This is a genomic window from Microbacterium sp. PM5 (assembly GCF_003293595.1).
Taxonomy (GTDB): Bacteria; Actinomycetota; Actinomycetes; order Actinomycetales; family Microbacteriaceae; genus Microbacterium.
In genome coordinates, this window is record NZ_CP022162.1 from 1,804,071 (window position 1) to 1,820,220 (window position 16,150).

Genomic DNA, 16,150 nt, shown 5'->3' on the forward strand with positions numbered 1-16,150 from the left:
CACGGAGTCTCCCGATGCCTCGATTCGATCTCGATCTCCCCGCTCTGGAAGCCTTTCGTCCCGCGGTGCGCGAGCCCGTCGACTTCGACGAGTTCTGGGCGCGGACGATCGCACAGTCGCGCGCGGCCGGAGGCGAGATCGTGGTCGAGCCCGTGGAGACCGTGCTGAGCACCATCGATGTCTTCGACGTGACGTTCCCGGGGTTCGCCGGCGAACCCGTCAAGGCGTGGCTGCACACGCCCCGACGTGCCGACGCTGCCGCTGCGCTGCCCACCGTCATCGAGTTCAACGGTTACGGCGGAGGTCGCGGGCTTCCGACCGAACGGCTCGGCTGGGCCTCGGCCGGCTACGCGCATCTGTTCATGGACACGCGTGGGCAGGGATCCACCTGGGGAGCTCCGGGATCGACACCGGATCCGCACGGCACCGGGCCCTCGACCAACGGCTACATGACTCGCGGCATCGAATCGCCCGAGGACTACTACTACCGCCGCGTGTTCACCGACGCCGTGCGCCTCGTCGACGCCGCTCGCACCCTTCCGGTCGTGGATGCCGCGCGCATCGCCGTGACCGGCGGCAGCCAGGGCGGCGGCATCACGTTGGCCGCGGCGGCACTGAGCGAGGGACTCGTCGCGGTCATGCCCGACGTGCCCTTCCTCTGCCATTTCGAACGCGCGATCGGGATGACCGACCGCGAGCCGTACCACGAAGTGGTGCGCTACCTCTCGGTGCACCGCGGTGCCACGCAACGGGTGCTCGACACGCTCTCCTACTTCGACGGCGTGAACTTCGCGCGCCGTCTGAGTGCGCCCGCCCTGTTCTCGGTCGGCCTGCTCGACCCGGTGTGCCCGCCCTCGACCGTCTACGCGGCCTACAACCACGTCGAGCGGAATGACAAGCAGATCCGCGTCTACGACTTCAACGAGCACGAGGGCGGTCAGGCGTTCCAGTGGGAGGAGCAGGCGCGCTTCCTCGCGCAGATCCTCGGCTGAACGGAGAGCGCGGATCGCGCGTCAGAGGTGGAACTCGTCCGTGGCGTGCGGCAGCGGAAAGTTCGACACCGCCGTGATGAGCCCCTCCACGGTCTGCTCCCGCGCCACCGCGCTCACGCCGAGACCCACCTTCCGGGCATCCTTCGCGGTGCGCGGTCCGATGGCGGCGATCACGGTGGTGTCGGGGATCTCGGGGAACTGCAGCCGCACCTGCTCGGCGACCGAGCCGCTGGTGACGAGAATCGCGTTGATGCGGCCGCTGGCGACGTCGTGCGCGATCCGCTCCGTCACCGGCACCCCGACCGTGCGGTAGGCGACGACGCTGCGCACGTCGTGTCCCGCTTCGGTGAGGCGGCGCGTGAGCACCGGCTTGGCGATCTCGCTGCGCAGCGTCAGGATGCGCCGCGCTGCCGGCTCGAGCTCGATCAGCTGCGAGGCCATTCCCGCCGCGGAGTTGTCCTCGTCGGGGACGAGGTCGACGCGATAGCCGACGGCGGCCAGTGCGGCGGCGGTGGTCTCACCGACGGCCGCCACCCGCGTCGTGGCGGGAATGACGGCGCGATAGGCGTAGAGGACGTCCACCGTGGTGGCACTTGTCAGGGTCACCCAGTCGAACGCGCCGGCGGCGAGATCGGCGAGAGCCTGCTCCAGCGTGGCCTGATCGGTCGAGGGAGCGAAGTTGATGAGCGGGGCGATGACCGGCACGGCGCCCTGCACCCGCAGCGTCGCCGCGACGGAGTCCCCCCAGGGACCCCCGCGCGGAACGAGCACACGCCACCCCTTCAGGGGCTTGGCGGCGTGCGGGTCAGGAATCATGCTCGACTTTCGTGATGCTCAGTCGGGACGCACGGTTTCGCGCATCCGGCAACGACGTTCGTGCACGCGCGAACGCGATGGCTGCGCGGCTCGGGTCGTCGTTGCCGGCAGCTTGCGCACCATTGCCGCTGCCTGAGACACGAGCATACCCCGGGCGACGCACAGCTCGGACACGGGGTTGACAGTGCCCGCGGCAGGTGTCAGAACACGCGCGAGCGGGCCCGACCACGGCTCAGCGCGTGTAGGCGCGGACCATCCCCCAGACGGCCAGTCCCACCGCCGCCGCCGCACCGAGCACGGCGAGCGAGGCCTGCGTGGGGTTGCGCCGTGCGTAACGACGCGCGTCGGCGATCCGACGATCGGTGGCCTGCGCGACGCGCTTGGGCACATTCGCCTTGACCTCGATCGCCGCCAGAGCGGCCTTCAACTCGGCACGGGCACTCTCCACCGGGTCGGTGATGCCGAGGGCGACGGCGGTGCGCGGAATCGGCTGGTCAGAACTCATCGGCCACGTCCTTCACGATGCGCGCGTCGACCTTCACGGCGTCGACGGGGTTGGTCGAACGACTCAAATGCTTGAAACGCAGGAGCCCCAGCCACGCGAAGACGGCGGCTCCGACGAGCGCGATCACGACCACGATGAGGCTGGCGAGCCAGGCCGGCATCCACGAGGACAGTCCGATGATGGCGAAGGCGGCCAGCGCGGGCAGAGACCAGAAGAGGAAGAACAGGGCGACGATGAACCAGACGCCGCCCATGCCGGCATCCTTGCCCGCCTTCTTGGCCCAGTTCTTCGCCGAGTCGATCTCGGCGACCACCAGGTTGCGGACGAGCTCCGGCACCTCGCCGACCAGTGTCAGCAGGCTGTCGTCGGCGCGGTCGCGGAATCCCCGAGGCGTCGCCATGTCAGTCGTCCGCTGCCTTCTTGGCCGCGGTCTTCGCGTCCGCGACGGCCTTGTCAGCGGCCTTCTTGACCTCGGCGGCGGTCTTCTCCGCCCCGCGCGCGACGTCGTCCGCCGAGGCCCGACCGGCACGGATCGCCGAGTCGAGCTTCTGTCCCGGCGTGCCGCTGCGGCTCGCCGCGCGCGTGACCTTGACCGCTCCGTCCCACAGGGCGCTCGGCAGAGCCAGGGCGGCGCTCTTGCCGAGCTCCTTCACGGTAGCGACCTGCTTCTGCACCGGTGCGGTGTTCCAGAGCTTGAGGTAGCCCGCCTTGATCTGCTCGTAGCGCTCGCGGCCGGCGCGCGACCCGAGCACGTAGCCCGCGGCGAGTCCCACGACGATGCCGATCTTGCCCTTCATGGCGTCTCCTCACGTCCGTGCCGGGAGTGCTTCGTGACTCCAGGGTAGTCGCAATATTCCGATTCCGGCATCCTCCGGTCACGGGGCTGTCCCTGACGGGAGGCGTGTGCTAGGAGCGCGTCCACAGCACGTCGTGGCGGACGCGCTCGACCTCGGCGAGGGTGTCCGCGACGATGCCGGACACGCCGCCGCCGGCAAGGTCCTCGCCCACCGCGATGAGGCCACCGTGCCGGCGGCCGATCGCCGCGCGGGTCGCCGCACTGCGCTCGGCGTGCCCGAGCACGGAGGCGGGCGGGGCCAGGCGCGCCTGTCGATGCGTCGCCGCGCGAACATGCCCGATTCCGGGCCACAACCTCGTCACGTCGGCGGCGGCGCGCGCGACGATCTCCGTCGCATCGTCCGTCGGCGACGCGTCGAGGGTCACACGAAACACACGCCGGTCGGGCCCGGCCTGGGCGTGCACACCCGACCACGCCGAGCCGACGTCGATCACGGATGCCGCCGCCATCGCGCCCGGCACGGGATAGATCGTCGAGGGGCCGTCGGAGGCGGCGGTCCCGGCATCCATGACGAGGGTCACGACGTCGCGCACCGGCAGCGGCGCCACCTCGAGGACGATGCCGTGCTCACGCAGGAGAGCGGCACCGCTCGCCGCTCCGCCGGCGAGCACCACGATGTCCGCGGCCAGCGGCTCCGCGGACTCTTGCGCGGAGGAAAGCTCGGCCTCGTCCCGCAGGTCCGCGGGGTCCAGATGCACCAGCCAGCCGTCCGGCGTTCGCGTCAGGCCCCGTGCGCGGTGGTTCACCCGCAGGTCGGCGTCGAGCAGCAGCAGTCGCTCGGTGAGCGCCGTGACCAGCTGTGTCAGCCCACCTCGCAACCGCGCCCGGCGCGGACCTCTCGTCGCGGCGTCGTCGGGCAGCAGTTGGCCGACCGCGCCGGCGAGCGAGCCCGCGCGGGTCAGCGCGGCGCTGAGGCCCGGAACGGCGAGGTCCACATCGATCTGGTCGGGATCGACACCCCAGGTGCCGAGAGTGAGGGGGGCGACGAGACGCTCACGCAGGCGCGCGCCCATGCGTGAGCGCACGAGCGCACCCAGGCTGCGCTCACGACCGATGGTCAACGGAGGCCGCAACCGATCGAGGTAGGCCCGCCACACCCCCCGACCCCCCACGAGGGCGCGCACCGGTTCGGCCCACACGTTGGCCGGGATGCCGGCCCGATTCGGTGGCAGCGTGACCACGCGTGGGCCACCGGGGGTGGCGAGCGCCACTGCGACCGACCCGTCGCGCGCCGGCTCCACCTCGCTACGCAGTTCCAGCTCATCGAGCAGCCCCGCGAGCGCGGACGCCGAGAGCGAGAACGCTTCGGGGGCCAGATCGACGGTGATGCCGTCCAGCTCGTCCGTCTCGATCCGGCCGCCGAGCCGGGGCTGCTGTTCGATGAGCGTGACGGGCATGCCGATGCGAGCGCACTCCCACGCGGCGACCAGACCTGCGATCCCCCCACCGATCACCACGACGCGGGTGGTGCGGGCACGGTCGGCGAGGTCGGCTGCAGGCTTGTCGGACACGCCCCCATCCTTTCACCGCGTCGTGGAGAGGGGCCGGAAGGGAGGTGGCGCCTCGCACCTAGAGTGGAGCCGTGCGGCTCACCTACTTCGGCGGACCGGCGTGGGATGCCGGGCCTCTTCCGGCGCGCGGTCGCGGGCAGGAGAGCCTGCTGTTCCGTCTCGCGGTCGATGCGGGCGCCGCGGTGTCCGTGCGGGCACTGGCGGACGACCTCTGGCCGGTCGATGCGCCTGACGATCCGCGCGCCGCGGTGCAGTCCCTCGTCTCGCGTCTGCGCCGCGCCCTCGGCTCGGCGACGATCGAGGCGGTGTCCGGCGGCTACCGTCTGACGCTCGGCCGGGAAGAGATCGACCTGACCCGCTTCCAGGACCTCGTGGCGGCGGCCCGCCGTGAGGACGACCCCGAACGAGCCGCGGCGCTGGCGCGCAACGCGCTCGATCTCTGGACGGCGGACCCCTGGGTGCCGGGCGACTTCGACTGGGCGCGGCGCGATCTGCTCGAAGACCGCGCGCACGCGCAGCGGATCGCGGGTCCGCACGGCGCGCCCACGGTGGGGGCTGTGGACGACACGCGCATTCCGGCAGCCTTGACGGCGCTGATCGGGCGAGCCGACGAGATCGCCCTTGCCGAGGCTCAGCTGACCGATGAGCGGCTGCTCACCCTGATCGGTCCCGGCGGTGCGGGAAAGACAACTCTCGCACTGGAGCTCGCCCGCCGTCACGCGCCCGCGGTGTTCGTCGAGCTGGCACCGGCCGACGCGGGGGGCGTCTGGGATGCCGTCGCCACCGCTCTCGGACGCGGCGTCCGCCTGTCCGACGGCACTGTCGGGCAGGCCCAGGGCTCCCGCGAGCGTGCCCTCGCCGCCCTCGCCGGCCGGCCCCTGCTGCTCGTGCTCGACAACGCCGAGCACGTCGTGAGCGACGCCGCCCAGGTGGCGACCGATGCTTTGCGGGTGGCACCGGCGCTGCGACTGCTGGCCACGAGCCGCGAACCGCTGGGCGTTCCTGGCGAGGCATTCGTCACGGTGGGATCCCTGCCGGAGGGCGATGCCGTGGCCTTGCTGGCCGCGCGCATCCGCGCCGCCCGCGGGCACGCGCCGGACGCCGGCGAGACGGAGGCCGTCGCCCGCATCGCACGGCGCCTGGACGGCCTGCCGCTGGCACTCGAGCTCGCCGGGGCGAAGGCACGGGTGCTGTCGATCGCCGAGATCGAGGACGGCCTCGCGGATCGATTCGCGCTTCTGGACCGAGGACCGCGCACGGCGGAGCCGCGGCACCAGACACTGCGGGCTGTCATCGACTGGAGCTGGAGCCTGCTCGACGACGCGCAGCGGGACGCGCTGCTCGCGTTGGCCGTCTTCCCCGACGGCATCTCCTCCGCGGACCTGGCCGAGGTCACGGCGGCGTTCGGGCTTCCCGAGACGGCGATCGACGACCTCGTCGAGCGTTCACTCGTGCAGCGCTCCCGCGGCCGCTACCGCCTGCTGGAGACCGTGCGCGAGTACGGACTGGACGCGCTCCACCGATCGGGCAGGCTGGAGGACGCTCGCGGACGCCAGGCCGCCGTGATGGCGCAGCTCGCACTCGCGCAGGACCGGGCGCTGCGGACCCCGGCCGCCCGGCCGGCCATCGCCTGGTTCGACGCCAACGAGGAGAACCTCGCTGCCGCGACCCGCTTCTCCGTCGGTCACGGCGAGCTCGAGGTGCGTCTGGCGCGGGCGCAGCTGTGGATCTGGCAGCTGCGCGAGCGGTTCGATCTGCTAACGTCCGTTCTGAACGCCACCGCGACCCCCGCCGACGCCCTCGCCAGCGAGGCGGATGTCGTGGTGGCGGCCATGGCGATGCTGATGCGCACGATGCTCGATCCGACGACCACGCACCTGTCCGCGCAGAGCGTGGCGCGCATCGCCGCGGCCGCGCAGAGGTACGACTCGGAGCTCGCGGCCATCCTCCCCGTCGTCCTGCGCGGGGCGCTGCGCGCCCGCCAGGATCGGCGCGGAGACGAACCGTGGTCGACGTACCTGCGGCTGGATGAGAGCGATCTGACGGACGGCCCCGCCTGGAGCCGGGCGTTCGCTGCGGTCATGAACGCGGCCACCGCGCAGAACAACGGTGACATCGAGGGGCTCGGCGACGCCAGCGGCCGCGCGCTGGATGCCTTCCGGCACCTCGGCGATGCGTGGGGCACGGCTCTGGCCAGCCAGATGCGATCGGAGTGGCTCATGCTGCAGGGGCGCCTGGAGGAGTCGCTGCGCATCGCGGACGAGTCGACGCAGGCGCTCGAGGGTCTGACCTCGGTCAGCGATCTGCTGCAGCAGCAGGCGCTCTCCGTGTCGATCCTGCTCCGTCTCGGTCGCGAGAGCGAGGCCCGGCAGCGCGTCGACCAGATGCTCGCCCGCGCGCGGGCCGACGGCTCCGAACGAGCCGTCGCCCAGGCCGCCGCGACGGCAGCCGCGCTCGAGCTGGTGCGCGGCGACGGCGCCGCCGCCCTGCGCGAGCTGGAGCGTGCCGGCAGCCTCGAACAGCAGCAGGCACTGGCGGGCTTTCCCGCACAGGTCGCCGCGTGGCAGGAGAGCAAGCGCGCGCTCGCGCTGCTGCTCACCGGAGACGCGGCGGGGGCCGCGGACGCCCTGCGACGGGCCGCGCCGGTCGCCGTCCGCACGGGCGATCAACCGATCATGTCGGACGTCGCGGTCGCTTTCGCCCGCTGGTTCCTGGCCGCGGATCGCCTGAGCGATGCGGCGGCGGCACTCGCCGAGGCCGACCGGCTGCGGGGGCGCGCCGACCTCAGCGACCCGATCGCCCTGTCCGTGCGCGATGCGGTGAGCGCCGCCGGACGGGATGCCGCGGCATCCGATCCGGCGGAGCTCACCGCACTCGTCGATCGTCTGGACGAGCGCTAGGCCTTCCGCATGTACGCCCGCACCGTGAGCGGCGCGAAGACGAGGACGATGACGGCGGCGCCCAAGAGCGAGGCCCAGAAGTCCCCCGCGATGACCCCCGTGTTCGCGAGATCGCGCACCGCGGTCACGAGGTGAGAGATCGGGTTCACACTCGCGAACCAGGCGAGCGGTGCGGGCAGCGAGTCGATCGGCACGTACGCGTTCGACAGGAATGTGAGCGGGAAAAGGATGAGCATCGAGATGCCCTGCACGCTGGATGCCGTGCGAGCGATGACGCCGAAGAACGCGAAGATCCAGCTGATGGCCCACGAGCAGGCGATGACGAGCAGTCCGGCCGCGACGACCGCGCCGAAGCCGCCCGCCGGGTGGTAGCCCATGAGGAAGCCGACGACGAACGTGATGGAGGTCGCGATCGCATAACGCAGCGTGTCGGCCAGCAGCGCGCCCGACAGCGGAGCGATGCGTGCGATCGGCAGCGACCGGAAGCGGTCGAACACACCCTTGTCCATGTCTTCACGCAACTGCGTGCCGGTCACGACCGAGGTCGTGATGACGGTCTGCACGAGAATGCCCGGAATCAACGCCGGAAGGTAGCTCTCGACGTTTCCGGCGATCGCGCCGCCGAAGATGTACGCGAACATCAGCGTGAAGATGATCGGCTGCACCGTCACATCGACGAGCTGCTCGGGCGTGCGACGGATCTTCACCAACCCGCGATACGCCATCGTCAGCGTGTTCTCGACGGTCTGGCGCAGGCTCGTGCGGTTGGAGAGCCGGCGCTCGGATGCCGGGGTGATGGGCGTCAGATCGATGCGGGTCGGGGCGATGGCGCTCATGCGTGGACCTCCTCTGAGGCGGCGTCGGCAGACGCGGAGTCGGGGGCCGCGGCATCCGCCGGTCGGCCGGTGATGGTCAGGAACACCTCATCGAGCGTCGGCTTCTGCACGCTCATCTCGGTGAGGTGGATGCCGGCCTCGCGCAGGGTGATCAGCAGATCGGTGACACGGTCGGGGTCGGACATCGGCGCGGTGATGCGCGCCGCCTCGGGCGAGAGGGTGCCGCGCACCCCCAGCACCTGCGCGATCGCGCGCAGGGCGTCATCCACGTCGGCGGGATCGGACATCCGCAGGATCAGCGACGACGTGCCCACCGAGGCCTTGAGGTCGTCGGCCGTGCCCTCGGCGACCACGCGGCCGTGATCGATGACGGCGATGCGGTCGGCGAGCTGATCCGCCTCATCGAGGTACTGCGTCGTGAGCAGCACGGTGGAGCCGGTCGCGACGAGCTCGCGGATCGTGTCCCACATCTGCCCGCGCGTGCGCGGGTCGAGACCCGTGGTGGGTTCGTCGAGGAAGATGAGCGGAGGCTGGGCCAGAAGCGATGCGGCGAGATCCAGTCGACGCCGCATGCCGCCCGAGAACTTCTTCAAGGGCCGCCGCGCGGCATCCGTCAAGGAGAAGCGCTCGAGGAGGTCCTCGGCCTTGCGCTTCGCCTCGTTGCGCGTCAGGCCCAGGAGCCGACCGAAGATCATCAGGTTCTCCGTCGCCGACAGCGTCTCATCGACCGACGCGAACTGCCCGGTGACGCCGATCAGCTGACGGACGACGTTCGGCTCCCGCGAGACGTCGTGGCCGAAGATCTCGGCGCGACCGGCGTCGGGACGCATCAGCGTCGCGAGCATGTTGATGGTGGTGGTCTTGCCGGCCCCGTTCGGACCGAGCACGCCGTAGACCGTGCCGGCGTCGACGGCCAGGTCGACGCCGTCGACAGCGCGGTTGTCGCCGAAGACCTTCACGAGGCCCTCCGCGCGCACCGCGAGGGTGGATGGTGAGGTGGAAGTGGTCATGGCATCCACTGTGCGCCGGGCGCACTGTCGCACCCCTGTCACGCGGGCGACGGCGCTGTCACCGTGCTGTCACGGCGGGTCTGCGGGTGACACACTCGAGGGATGAGCCTGCACATCACCGACGACCCCGCCGCCGACACCCTGCTCACCGAGAACCCGCTGGCGCTGCTGATCGGCATGCTCCTCGACCAGCAGGTCGCCATGGAGACCGCGTTCAGCGGTCCGCTGAAGATCGAGGAGCGCATCGGCGCGGTGGATGCCGCGACCATCGCCGGCTACGATCCCGATGCCCTCGTCGCCGCCTTCCAGCAGTCGCCCGCGGTGCACCGCTACCCCGGGTCGATGGCCGGTCGCGTCCAGACCCTCTGCCGCACGCTCGAGCAGGAGTGGGGCGGCGATGCCGCGGCCCTGTGGACCGAAGGCGACCCGGACGGGCCGACCGTGTTGAAGCGCCTCAAGGCGCTGCCCGGCTTCGGCGAGCAGAAGGCCAAGATCTTCCTCGCGCTGCTCGGCAAGCAGTACGGCTTCACCGGCGCCGGCTGGCGTGAGGCCGCGGGCGCCTACGGCGAGGACGGCTCGTTCCACTCCGTCGCCGACATCGTCTCGCCCGAGTCGCTCGCCAAGGTCCGCGAGTTCAAGAAGGCGGCGAAAGCCGCAGCGACGTCCGCGAAGGGCTGAGGCCTTTCGACTCGTCGCGCCGCTCCTCGCTCAACGACGGGAGTTGCGCTCTCACCGGTCGTCGAACGAGCGCGGCGAGTCGAAACGTGACCGGCTCAGCCCTGCACGAACAGGTAACCGCGCTCGTCGTCGAAGCCACCGATGACGAGGCCGCGCCCGTAGTGGGACAGCATCTCCTCGCGCACGCGCAGACGCCACGCCGCCGCCTCGGCCGGATGTGCGCGGCGCAGGGCCTCGATGTCCTCGGGGATCTGGACGGTCGCGACGACGTCCGCGGCATCCGGGTCTCGTACGGGAGCCGACGCGAGGGCCCACGAGACCAGCAGCCGGTCGCTGTCGACGCCCTGACCGTTCTGGTCGAGTTCGGCGCCGTCGTAGACCGAGCCGTACTGGTCGACGAGATACTCCACGAAACGCACGCCGATCGTCTTGGCGTTGAAGTGGGCATTGCGGCGCACGAGCGGGTCGAACGTCCAGGTGACGGTGCCGATGTCGCGCGCGATGGCCCACTGACGCTGCTGCTGCTTGAGCAGGCGCCCGAACCCGCGGCGCTGGTACTCCGGCAGCACACCCGTCACGTGGGAGTGCATCGCATGCCGCTCCGGCGGCGAGAAGAAGGCGATGGACGCTCCGACGATGCGCTCACCGTCGTAGAGGCCGACCACGTAGTTGCCCGAGTACTGCAGCGCCCGCATGAGCGGCGCGGGCATGGGGTCTCGTCCGCCCCAGATCTCTACGATCACCCGATGGGCGGCGAAGATCTCGTCGAGCGTGTCGAGGTCGCGGATGCTGAGCGTGGACTCGGGTGCGCCGGATGCCATGCCTCCACGGTAGCCGGTCTCTCGCGCTGCGCCGCGTGCCCCTGACCGCGAGACACGCGCGGCGCACCGAAACACCGGTGCACAACGCGCGTCTCGGTGCGTGGTCGGTGTCTCGCGGACCCGAGACGCGGGGCGACGCGGCGGCGCGGGGCGACGCGGGGCGGCGCGGCGCGACGCGGGGGATGCCGAGGCTCAGGCGCCCCGCAGCCGCGAGCCGAGATAGCCGACGAGCTCGTCGAGCGCGATACGCTCCTGCGCCATCGTGTCGCGATCGCGCACGGTCACGGCGCGATCATCGAGCGAGTCGAAGTCGACGGTGACACAGAACGGCGTACCGATCTCGTCCTGGCGGCGGTAGCGGCGGCCGATGGCGCCGGCGTCGTCGAAGTCGACGTTCCACCCCTGTGCCCGCAGATCGTCGGCGACCTCGCGTGCCAGCGGCGACAGGCGCTCGTTGCGCGACAGCGGCAGCACGGCCACCTTGACCGGCGCCAGGCGCGGGTCCAGCGCGAGCACGGTGCGGGTGTCGGTGCCGCCCTTGGCGTTGGGCACCTCCTCCTCGCGATACGCGTCGACGAGGAAGGCCATCATCGCGCGGGTGAGGCCGAAGGACGGCTCGATGACGAAGGGCGTGTACTTCTCACCCGAGGCCTGGTCGAAGAAGGTGAGCGACTGGCCCGATGCGTCGGAGTGGCTCTTCAGGTCGTAGTCGGTGCGGTTGGCGACACCCATCAGCTCGCCCCACTCCTTGCCGGGGAAGCCGAAGCGGTACTCCACGTCGATCGTGCCGGCGGAGTAGTGCGCGCGGTCCTCCTCGGGAACGTCGAACCGCTTCATGTTCGCCGGATCGACACCGAGGTCGACGAACCAGTTCCAGCACGCCTCCACCCAGTGCTCGAACCACTCCTGCGCCTCGGCGGGCGGCGTGAAGTACTCGATCTCCATCTGCTCGAACTCGCGGGTGCGGAAGATGAAGTTGCCGGGGGTGATCTCGTTGCGGAAGGCCTTGCCGACCTGGCCCACACCGAACGGGGGCTTGCGGCGCGAGGCGGTGAGCACGTTCGAGAAGTTCACGAAGATGCCCTGCGCGGTCTCGGGGCGCAGGAAGTACAGACCCGACTCGTCATCCACGACGCCCAGGTAGGTCTTCACCAGCCCGGAGAACGCCTTCGGCTCGGTGTACTGGCCCTTGGTGCCGCAATTGGGGCAGGGGATGTCGGCGAGGCCGTTCTCGGCCGGGCGGCCCTTGCGCGCCTCGAAGTCCTCGATGAGGTTGTCGGCGCGGAAGCGCTTGTGGCAGTGCAGGCACTCGACGAGGGGATCGGTGAAGGTCGCGACGTGACCGGAGGCCTCCCACACGCGCTTGGGCAGGATGATGCTCGAGTCCAGACCCACCATGTCGGCGCGTCCGCGCACGAACGTCTGCCACCACTGGCGACGGATGTTCTCCTTCAGCTCGGTGCCGAGGGGACCGTAGTCCCAGGCCGACCGCGATCCGCCGTAGATCTCCCCGGCCTGGAAGACGAAACCCCGGTGACGGGCGAGGGCGATGACTTTGTCGAGGCGGGACTGCTCGGCCACAGGTGGCTCCAAATGGTCGTGTCGCGAATGCGAAAAGGGTGTGGATGCCGACAGTTCCGGCATCCGTCGAGTCTAGTCTTCCGCCGCTGCGGCTTCCCGGACGGCCCGTGACTAACGTGGAACGGGTGAGCGCAGACCGCGAGATCCAGCACATCATCGTCCCCGGGCGTCACCACCTGCTGACGAGGTTCCAGGCGGCCTATCTCGGCGAACTGCTCGCCGGCCGCGGGCGCGACGAGAACGGCGAGCCGATCGCGGTCGCCGACGGCGCCGTCGTCGTCTGGGCGGTCACGAGCGCGAATCACTCCGCGACACGGCGCAACCCGTTTCCGGGACATCGGCGCGAGGCGGCGATCGAGATCCTCGCGCACGTCGAGCACATGCCGTCGATCGTCGTGCCGGTGGTCGACGTCGCCCCCACGCCCCGCTTCGCCGAGATCACCCTCAAGGAGATCGGCTACGCGACGGCGCAGGGGGTCATCCCCGCGCCCGAGACCGCGATCATCGCCACCTCGACGCCGCAGGTCGCCGACATGTACCGCGCTCGGGGCTACCGCATCGCCCCGATGGAACGGGAGCATCCCGACACGCCGCGCACGCCCTGGCAGCTGCTCGACGAGCTCATGGCCGGCTCGGACGACTGGCGCGCCGACGCCCACCCGGCGAGCCTCGATATCGTCGACCGTTACGGCCTGGCGGCGCAGGCGCGCGAGATCGCGGCCGACCCCGTCATCGGCGACGAGGGCGGGCTCACCCCGACCCGCGACTACCGCACCTACAGCCGCGCGTTCGAGGAAGCCGCGGAGCGCAAGTGGGCCCAGGCGCGCCCCTGGATCGTGCCCGGCCGCATCGTCGACCTGGGCTGCGCGACGGGGGCGATGCTCGAGCTGGCATCGCAGGAGCCGGCCCTGGCCGAGTCTGATCTCATCGGCGTGGAGATCGCCCCCGAACTGTTCGCGGCGTGCGAGCACAAGAAGTCCGAGGGCGCGTTCGCGAACCCGAACACGTTCTTCTACCGGCGCAACATCCTGGCCGGGCGCCTGTTCCCGGATCGCAGCATCGCCACGACGCTCAGCTTCGCGCTGACGCACGAGATCTACTCCTACGGCGAGGGGATGCCGTCGCTGCGGGCCTTCGCGTCGGCGATCGCCGACCATACCGTGCCCGGTGGCGTGTGGATCAACTCCGATGTCTGCGGGCCGGCCGATCCCGATCGCATCGTGCGGCTGCGGATGCGGGGCGGCGACGTCACGACGCCCGCGCGCGAGCTGACGGGATCCAACGACGAGGTCGCGGCATCCCTCGACGCGCTGCCGGTGGGCAGCCGGGTCGCCCAGTTCGCGCAAGACTTCCGCGCGCTCAGCGGTGCCGCGTGGGAGTACGAGGTGCGCGACGAGCGGACGATCGAGCTGCGTCTGGCGGATGCCATGGAGTTCCTCGAGACCGTCTCGTACACCCGCAACTGGCTGTCGGAGATGCACGAGCAGTTCTGCGCGCTGTCGTGGGCCGACTGGCGCGAGCTGGTCGCATCGGTCGGACTCGAGATCGACGAGCGCTCGGGGCCCTGGCGCAACGACTGGCTCGTGGAGAATCGGTTCGCGCCCGCGGCATCCCTTCTCGGGCTCGACGACGAGCCGCTGGACTGGCCCGACACGCACATGCTGCTCGTCGCGCGCCGCCCGCTCGACGGCTGAGGCCGACGCCGGCGGGCGGCGTCGGCCGCGTCGTCTTCCGCGTCGCGGATTCGGATCAGGTCAACAGAATCGGATGCCGCGCGCGGCGGCATCCGCATCCGTTCACACCCTCCGAATCCGTTGACCGCCCGTGCGGCGTCCCGGCCGCTCAGCGCTCGGGGCGGGTGAACGGCGGCTGCAGCTGGCCGACGGGGCCGCGACGGAACAGCTGCGCGGGACGACCACCGTCGCGGGCCATGCCGCCGGCCGGCTCGACGAACCCGGCGGCGCCGGTGATCTTGCGGTGGAAGTTGCGCGGGTCGACGGGCACTCCCCAGACCGCTTCGTAGACCGCGCGCAGCTGCGCGATCGTGAACTCGGGCGGACAGAAAGCCATCGCCAGCGCGGAGTACTCGAGCTTCGCGCGCGCCCTCTCGAGGGCGTCGGCGAAGATCGCGACGTGGTCGAACGCCAGCGGCAGCGCACCGCCCTCGACGTCCGCGACCGGCCACCAGCGAGCAGAGCGGGCATCCGATCCCGCCGCAGGTTCGCCCAGATCGGGGGCGAGGGCCAACCAGGCGACGGTGACGACGCGTCCGCGCGGATCGCGATCCGGCGCGCTGTAGGTGCGCACCTGCTCGAGGTGCACGCCCGCGGTCACCCCCGTCTCCTCGGCGAGCTCGCGGTACGCGGCGCTCTCGGCATCCTCATCGGCGAGGACGAAGCCCCCCGGCAACGCCCACATCCCCGCCGCCGGCGCGATGCCGCGCTCGACGAGGAGGACATGGAGCGCACGGTCACGGATGGTCAGCACCACGAGGTCGGCCGCGACCGCGAAGGAGAAGGGGTCCACGCGCACAGGCTACCTCAAATCGTCATCTTGACGATAACTACCTAACGGGGTTATCGTCAAAGTGACACTAACGAGAGAAAGAGGACATCATGGCCACCATCACCCGCCGCCCGTTCGTCCGCCACCTGAGCACGACGCCCACGATGCACGTCACCCACTTCCGTCGCGGCGGCATCCGCCACGCCGGCGCAGGACAGGCGTTCTGGTTCCGCCCCCTGGATGCCGCGATCAGCGAGGTGCCGCTCGACGACCGCGAGCTGTCGGTCGTCGTGAGCCTGCGCACCGCCGACCTGCAGCAGCTGTCGGCTCCGGTCACGGCGACGTATCGCATCGTCGATCCCGACCTCGCCGCGCGCCGCATCGACTTCTCCATCGATCTGGCGACCGGCACGTGGACCGAGCAGCCGCTCGACGCGATCGCCGCGCCCCTGCACGGCGCGACGACCGCCGCCGTCGTGCACCTGCTGCAGCCGCGCACCCTCGACAACGCCCTGCGTGCCGACCTCGCCGAGCTGGGCACCGCGGCGACCGCCATGCTCGCCGCCGACACGCGCCTGACCGACCTGGGCATCGCCATCGTCGGGGTGCGGTTCTCGCTGCTGCGCGCCGAGCCGGACGTCGAGCGGGCCCTGCAGACCCCCGCCCGCGAGACGATCCAGCAGGATGCCGACAAGGCCACCTTCGCCCGCCGCGCCCTCGCGGTCGAGCGCGAGGCCGCGATCGGTGAGAACGAGCTGTCCAACCAGGTCGAGCTCGCGCGCCGACAGGAGGAGCTCGTCCAAGCGCGGGGACGCAACTCCCGCATCGAGGCGGAGCAGGCGGCCGCCGCTGCCGCGATCGCCGTGGAAGCGGAGGCCGAGCGCATCCGCACGAACGCACAGGCCCGGGCCGACGCCGACCGTGCGCTCGGTGAGGCGGCCGGCGCGGCCGAGCAGGCTCGAATGGCGGCACTGCGCGACGTGCCCGTCGAGGTACTGACCGCCCTGGCGATGCGCGAGCTGGCAGGCAACCTGCCCAGCATCGACCACCTGACCGTCACGCCCGACCTGCTCACCGACCTCGTGGGACGCCTCGGCGGCCGGGCCGTCGCGCAGACCGCGACACCGACGGGACGCTGA

Annotated in this window: 15 protein-coding genes; 5 read left to right on the forward strand and 10 right to left on the reverse strand. The window is 71.1% G+C overall.

The genetic code is table 11. The features are described from left to right. Window positions 1-14: 14 nt before the first annotated feature. Entirely contained in the window at window positions 15-992 is a 978-nt protein-coding gene (locus CEP17_RS08745; protein ID WP_112931975.1) for an acetylxylan esterase, read from the forward strand. A gap of 21 nt (window positions 993-1,013) precedes the next feature. Here the strand turns inward: CEP17_RS08745 and CEP17_RS08750 are convergent, their stop codons facing one another. The 5 genes from CEP17_RS08750 to CEP17_RS08770 all read right to left on the reverse strand — a co-directional run bounded on the left by CEP17_RS08750 (window position 1,014) and on the right by CEP17_RS08770 (window position 4,680). After that, window positions 1,014-1,808, reverse strand: a complete 795-nt coding sequence (locus tag CEP17_RS08750) for a uroporphyrinogen-III synthase (RefSeq protein ID WP_112931976.1) — start codon at window positions 1,806-1,808, stop codon at window positions 1,014-1,016. Between the two features lie 232 nt (window positions 1,809-2,040). Further along, a complete protein-coding gene (locus CEP17_RS08755) occupies window positions 2,041-2,313 on the reverse strand; it encodes a hypothetical protein (RefSeq protein ID WP_039416267.1) in 273 nt (90 codons plus the stop codon). Then, window positions 2,303-2,713 (reverse strand): phage holin family protein, encoded by a 411-nt coding sequence (locus tag CEP17_RS08760; protein WP_036318163.1) that lies wholly within the window; start codon window positions 2,711-2,713, stop codon window positions 2,303-2,305. Before CEP17_RS08760 ends, CEP17_RS08755 begins: the two co-directional genes overlap by 11 nt. Before the next feature lies 1 nt (window position 2,714). Continuing rightward, on the reverse strand, window positions 2,715-3,110 hold the full coding sequence (locus CEP17_RS08765; RefSeq protein ID WP_039416266.1) for a hypothetical protein: 396 nt from the start codon (window positions 3,108-3,110) through the stop codon (window positions 2,715-2,717). 109 nt (window positions 3,111-3,219) lie between these two features. Next, entirely contained in the window at window positions 3,220-4,680 is a 1,461-nt protein-coding gene (locus CEP17_RS08770) for an FAD-dependent oxidoreductase (protein ID WP_112931977.1), read from the reverse strand. A 71-nt stretch (window positions 4,681-4,751) separates the two neighbouring features. Here CEP17_RS08770 and CEP17_RS08775 point away from each other — a divergent pair, with 71 nt between their 5' ends. Continuing rightward, window positions 4,752-7,580, forward strand: coding sequence for an AAA family ATPase (locus CEP17_RS08775; protein ID WP_112931978.1), 2,829 nt, complete (start codon window positions 4,752-4,754; stop codon window positions 7,578-7,580). Here CEP17_RS08775 and CEP17_RS08780 read toward each other — a convergent pair. Both CEP17_RS08780 and CEP17_RS08785 read right to left on the reverse strand, forming a co-directional pair. Further along, the gene (locus tag CEP17_RS08780; protein WP_204359819.1) at window positions 7,577-8,416 is read right to left on the reverse strand and encodes an ABC transporter permease; all 840 of its coding nucleotides are present in this window, start codon (window positions 8,414-8,416) and stop codon (window positions 7,577-7,579) included. The genes CEP17_RS08775 and CEP17_RS08780 overlap by 4 nt on opposite strands. Further along, window positions 8,413-9,426: a daunorubicin resistance protein DrrA family ABC transporter ATP-binding protein gene (locus CEP17_RS08785; RefSeq protein ID WP_036318156.1), complete on the reverse strand. Its 1,014-nt coding sequence runs from the start codon at window positions 9,424-9,426 to the stop codon at window positions 8,413-8,415. The genes CEP17_RS08780 and CEP17_RS08785 overlap by 4 nt, the downstream gene beginning before the upstream one ends. 102 nt (window positions 9,427-9,528) lie before the next feature. Between CEP17_RS08785 and CEP17_RS08790 the strand changes: the two genes are divergently transcribed. Then, on the forward strand, window positions 9,529-10,104 hold the full coding sequence (locus CEP17_RS08790; protein ID WP_112931979.1) for an HhH-GPD-type base excision DNA repair protein: 576 nt from the start codon (window positions 9,529-9,531) through the stop codon (window positions 10,102-10,104). Window positions 10,105-10,199: 95 nt separating this feature from the next. Here CEP17_RS08790 and CEP17_RS08795 read toward each other — a convergent pair whose 3' ends face one another. Both CEP17_RS08795 and CEP17_RS08800 read right to left on the reverse strand, forming a co-directional pair. After that, complete coding sequence (locus tag CEP17_RS08795) at window positions 10,200-10,925, reverse strand: GNAT family N-acetyltransferase (protein WP_112931980.1); 726 nt, start codon at window positions 10,923-10,925, stop codon at window positions 10,200-10,202. 192 nt (window positions 10,926-11,117) lie between these two features. Beyond that, window positions 11,118-12,506: a glycine--tRNA ligase gene (locus CEP17_RS08800; RefSeq protein ID WP_036318153.1), complete on the reverse strand. Its 1,389-nt coding sequence runs from the start codon at window positions 12,504-12,506 to the stop codon at window positions 11,118-11,120. Window positions 12,507-12,631: 125 nt separating this feature from the next. Here CEP17_RS08800 and CEP17_RS08805 point away from each other — a divergent pair, with 125 nt between their 5' ends. Further along, window positions 12,632-14,200 (forward strand): class I SAM-dependent methyltransferase, encoded by a 1,569-nt coding sequence (locus CEP17_RS08805; protein WP_167487126.1) that lies wholly within the window; start codon window positions 12,632-12,634, stop codon window positions 14,198-14,200. Between the two features lie 148 nt (window positions 14,201-14,348). Here the strand turns inward: CEP17_RS08805 and CEP17_RS08810 are convergent, their stop codons facing one another. Next, a complete protein-coding gene (locus CEP17_RS08810; RefSeq protein WP_112932920.1) occupies window positions 14,349-15,032 on the reverse strand; it encodes an NUDIX hydrolase in 684 nt (227 codons plus the stop codon). A gap of 89 nt (window positions 15,033-15,121) precedes the next feature. On the opposite strand from CEP17_RS08810, the gene CEP17_RS08815 reads away from it, so the two are divergent. Then, a complete protein-coding gene (locus CEP17_RS08815; RefSeq protein ID WP_112931981.1) occupies window positions 15,122-16,150 on the forward strand; it encodes an SPFH domain-containing protein in 1,029 nt (342 codons plus the stop codon).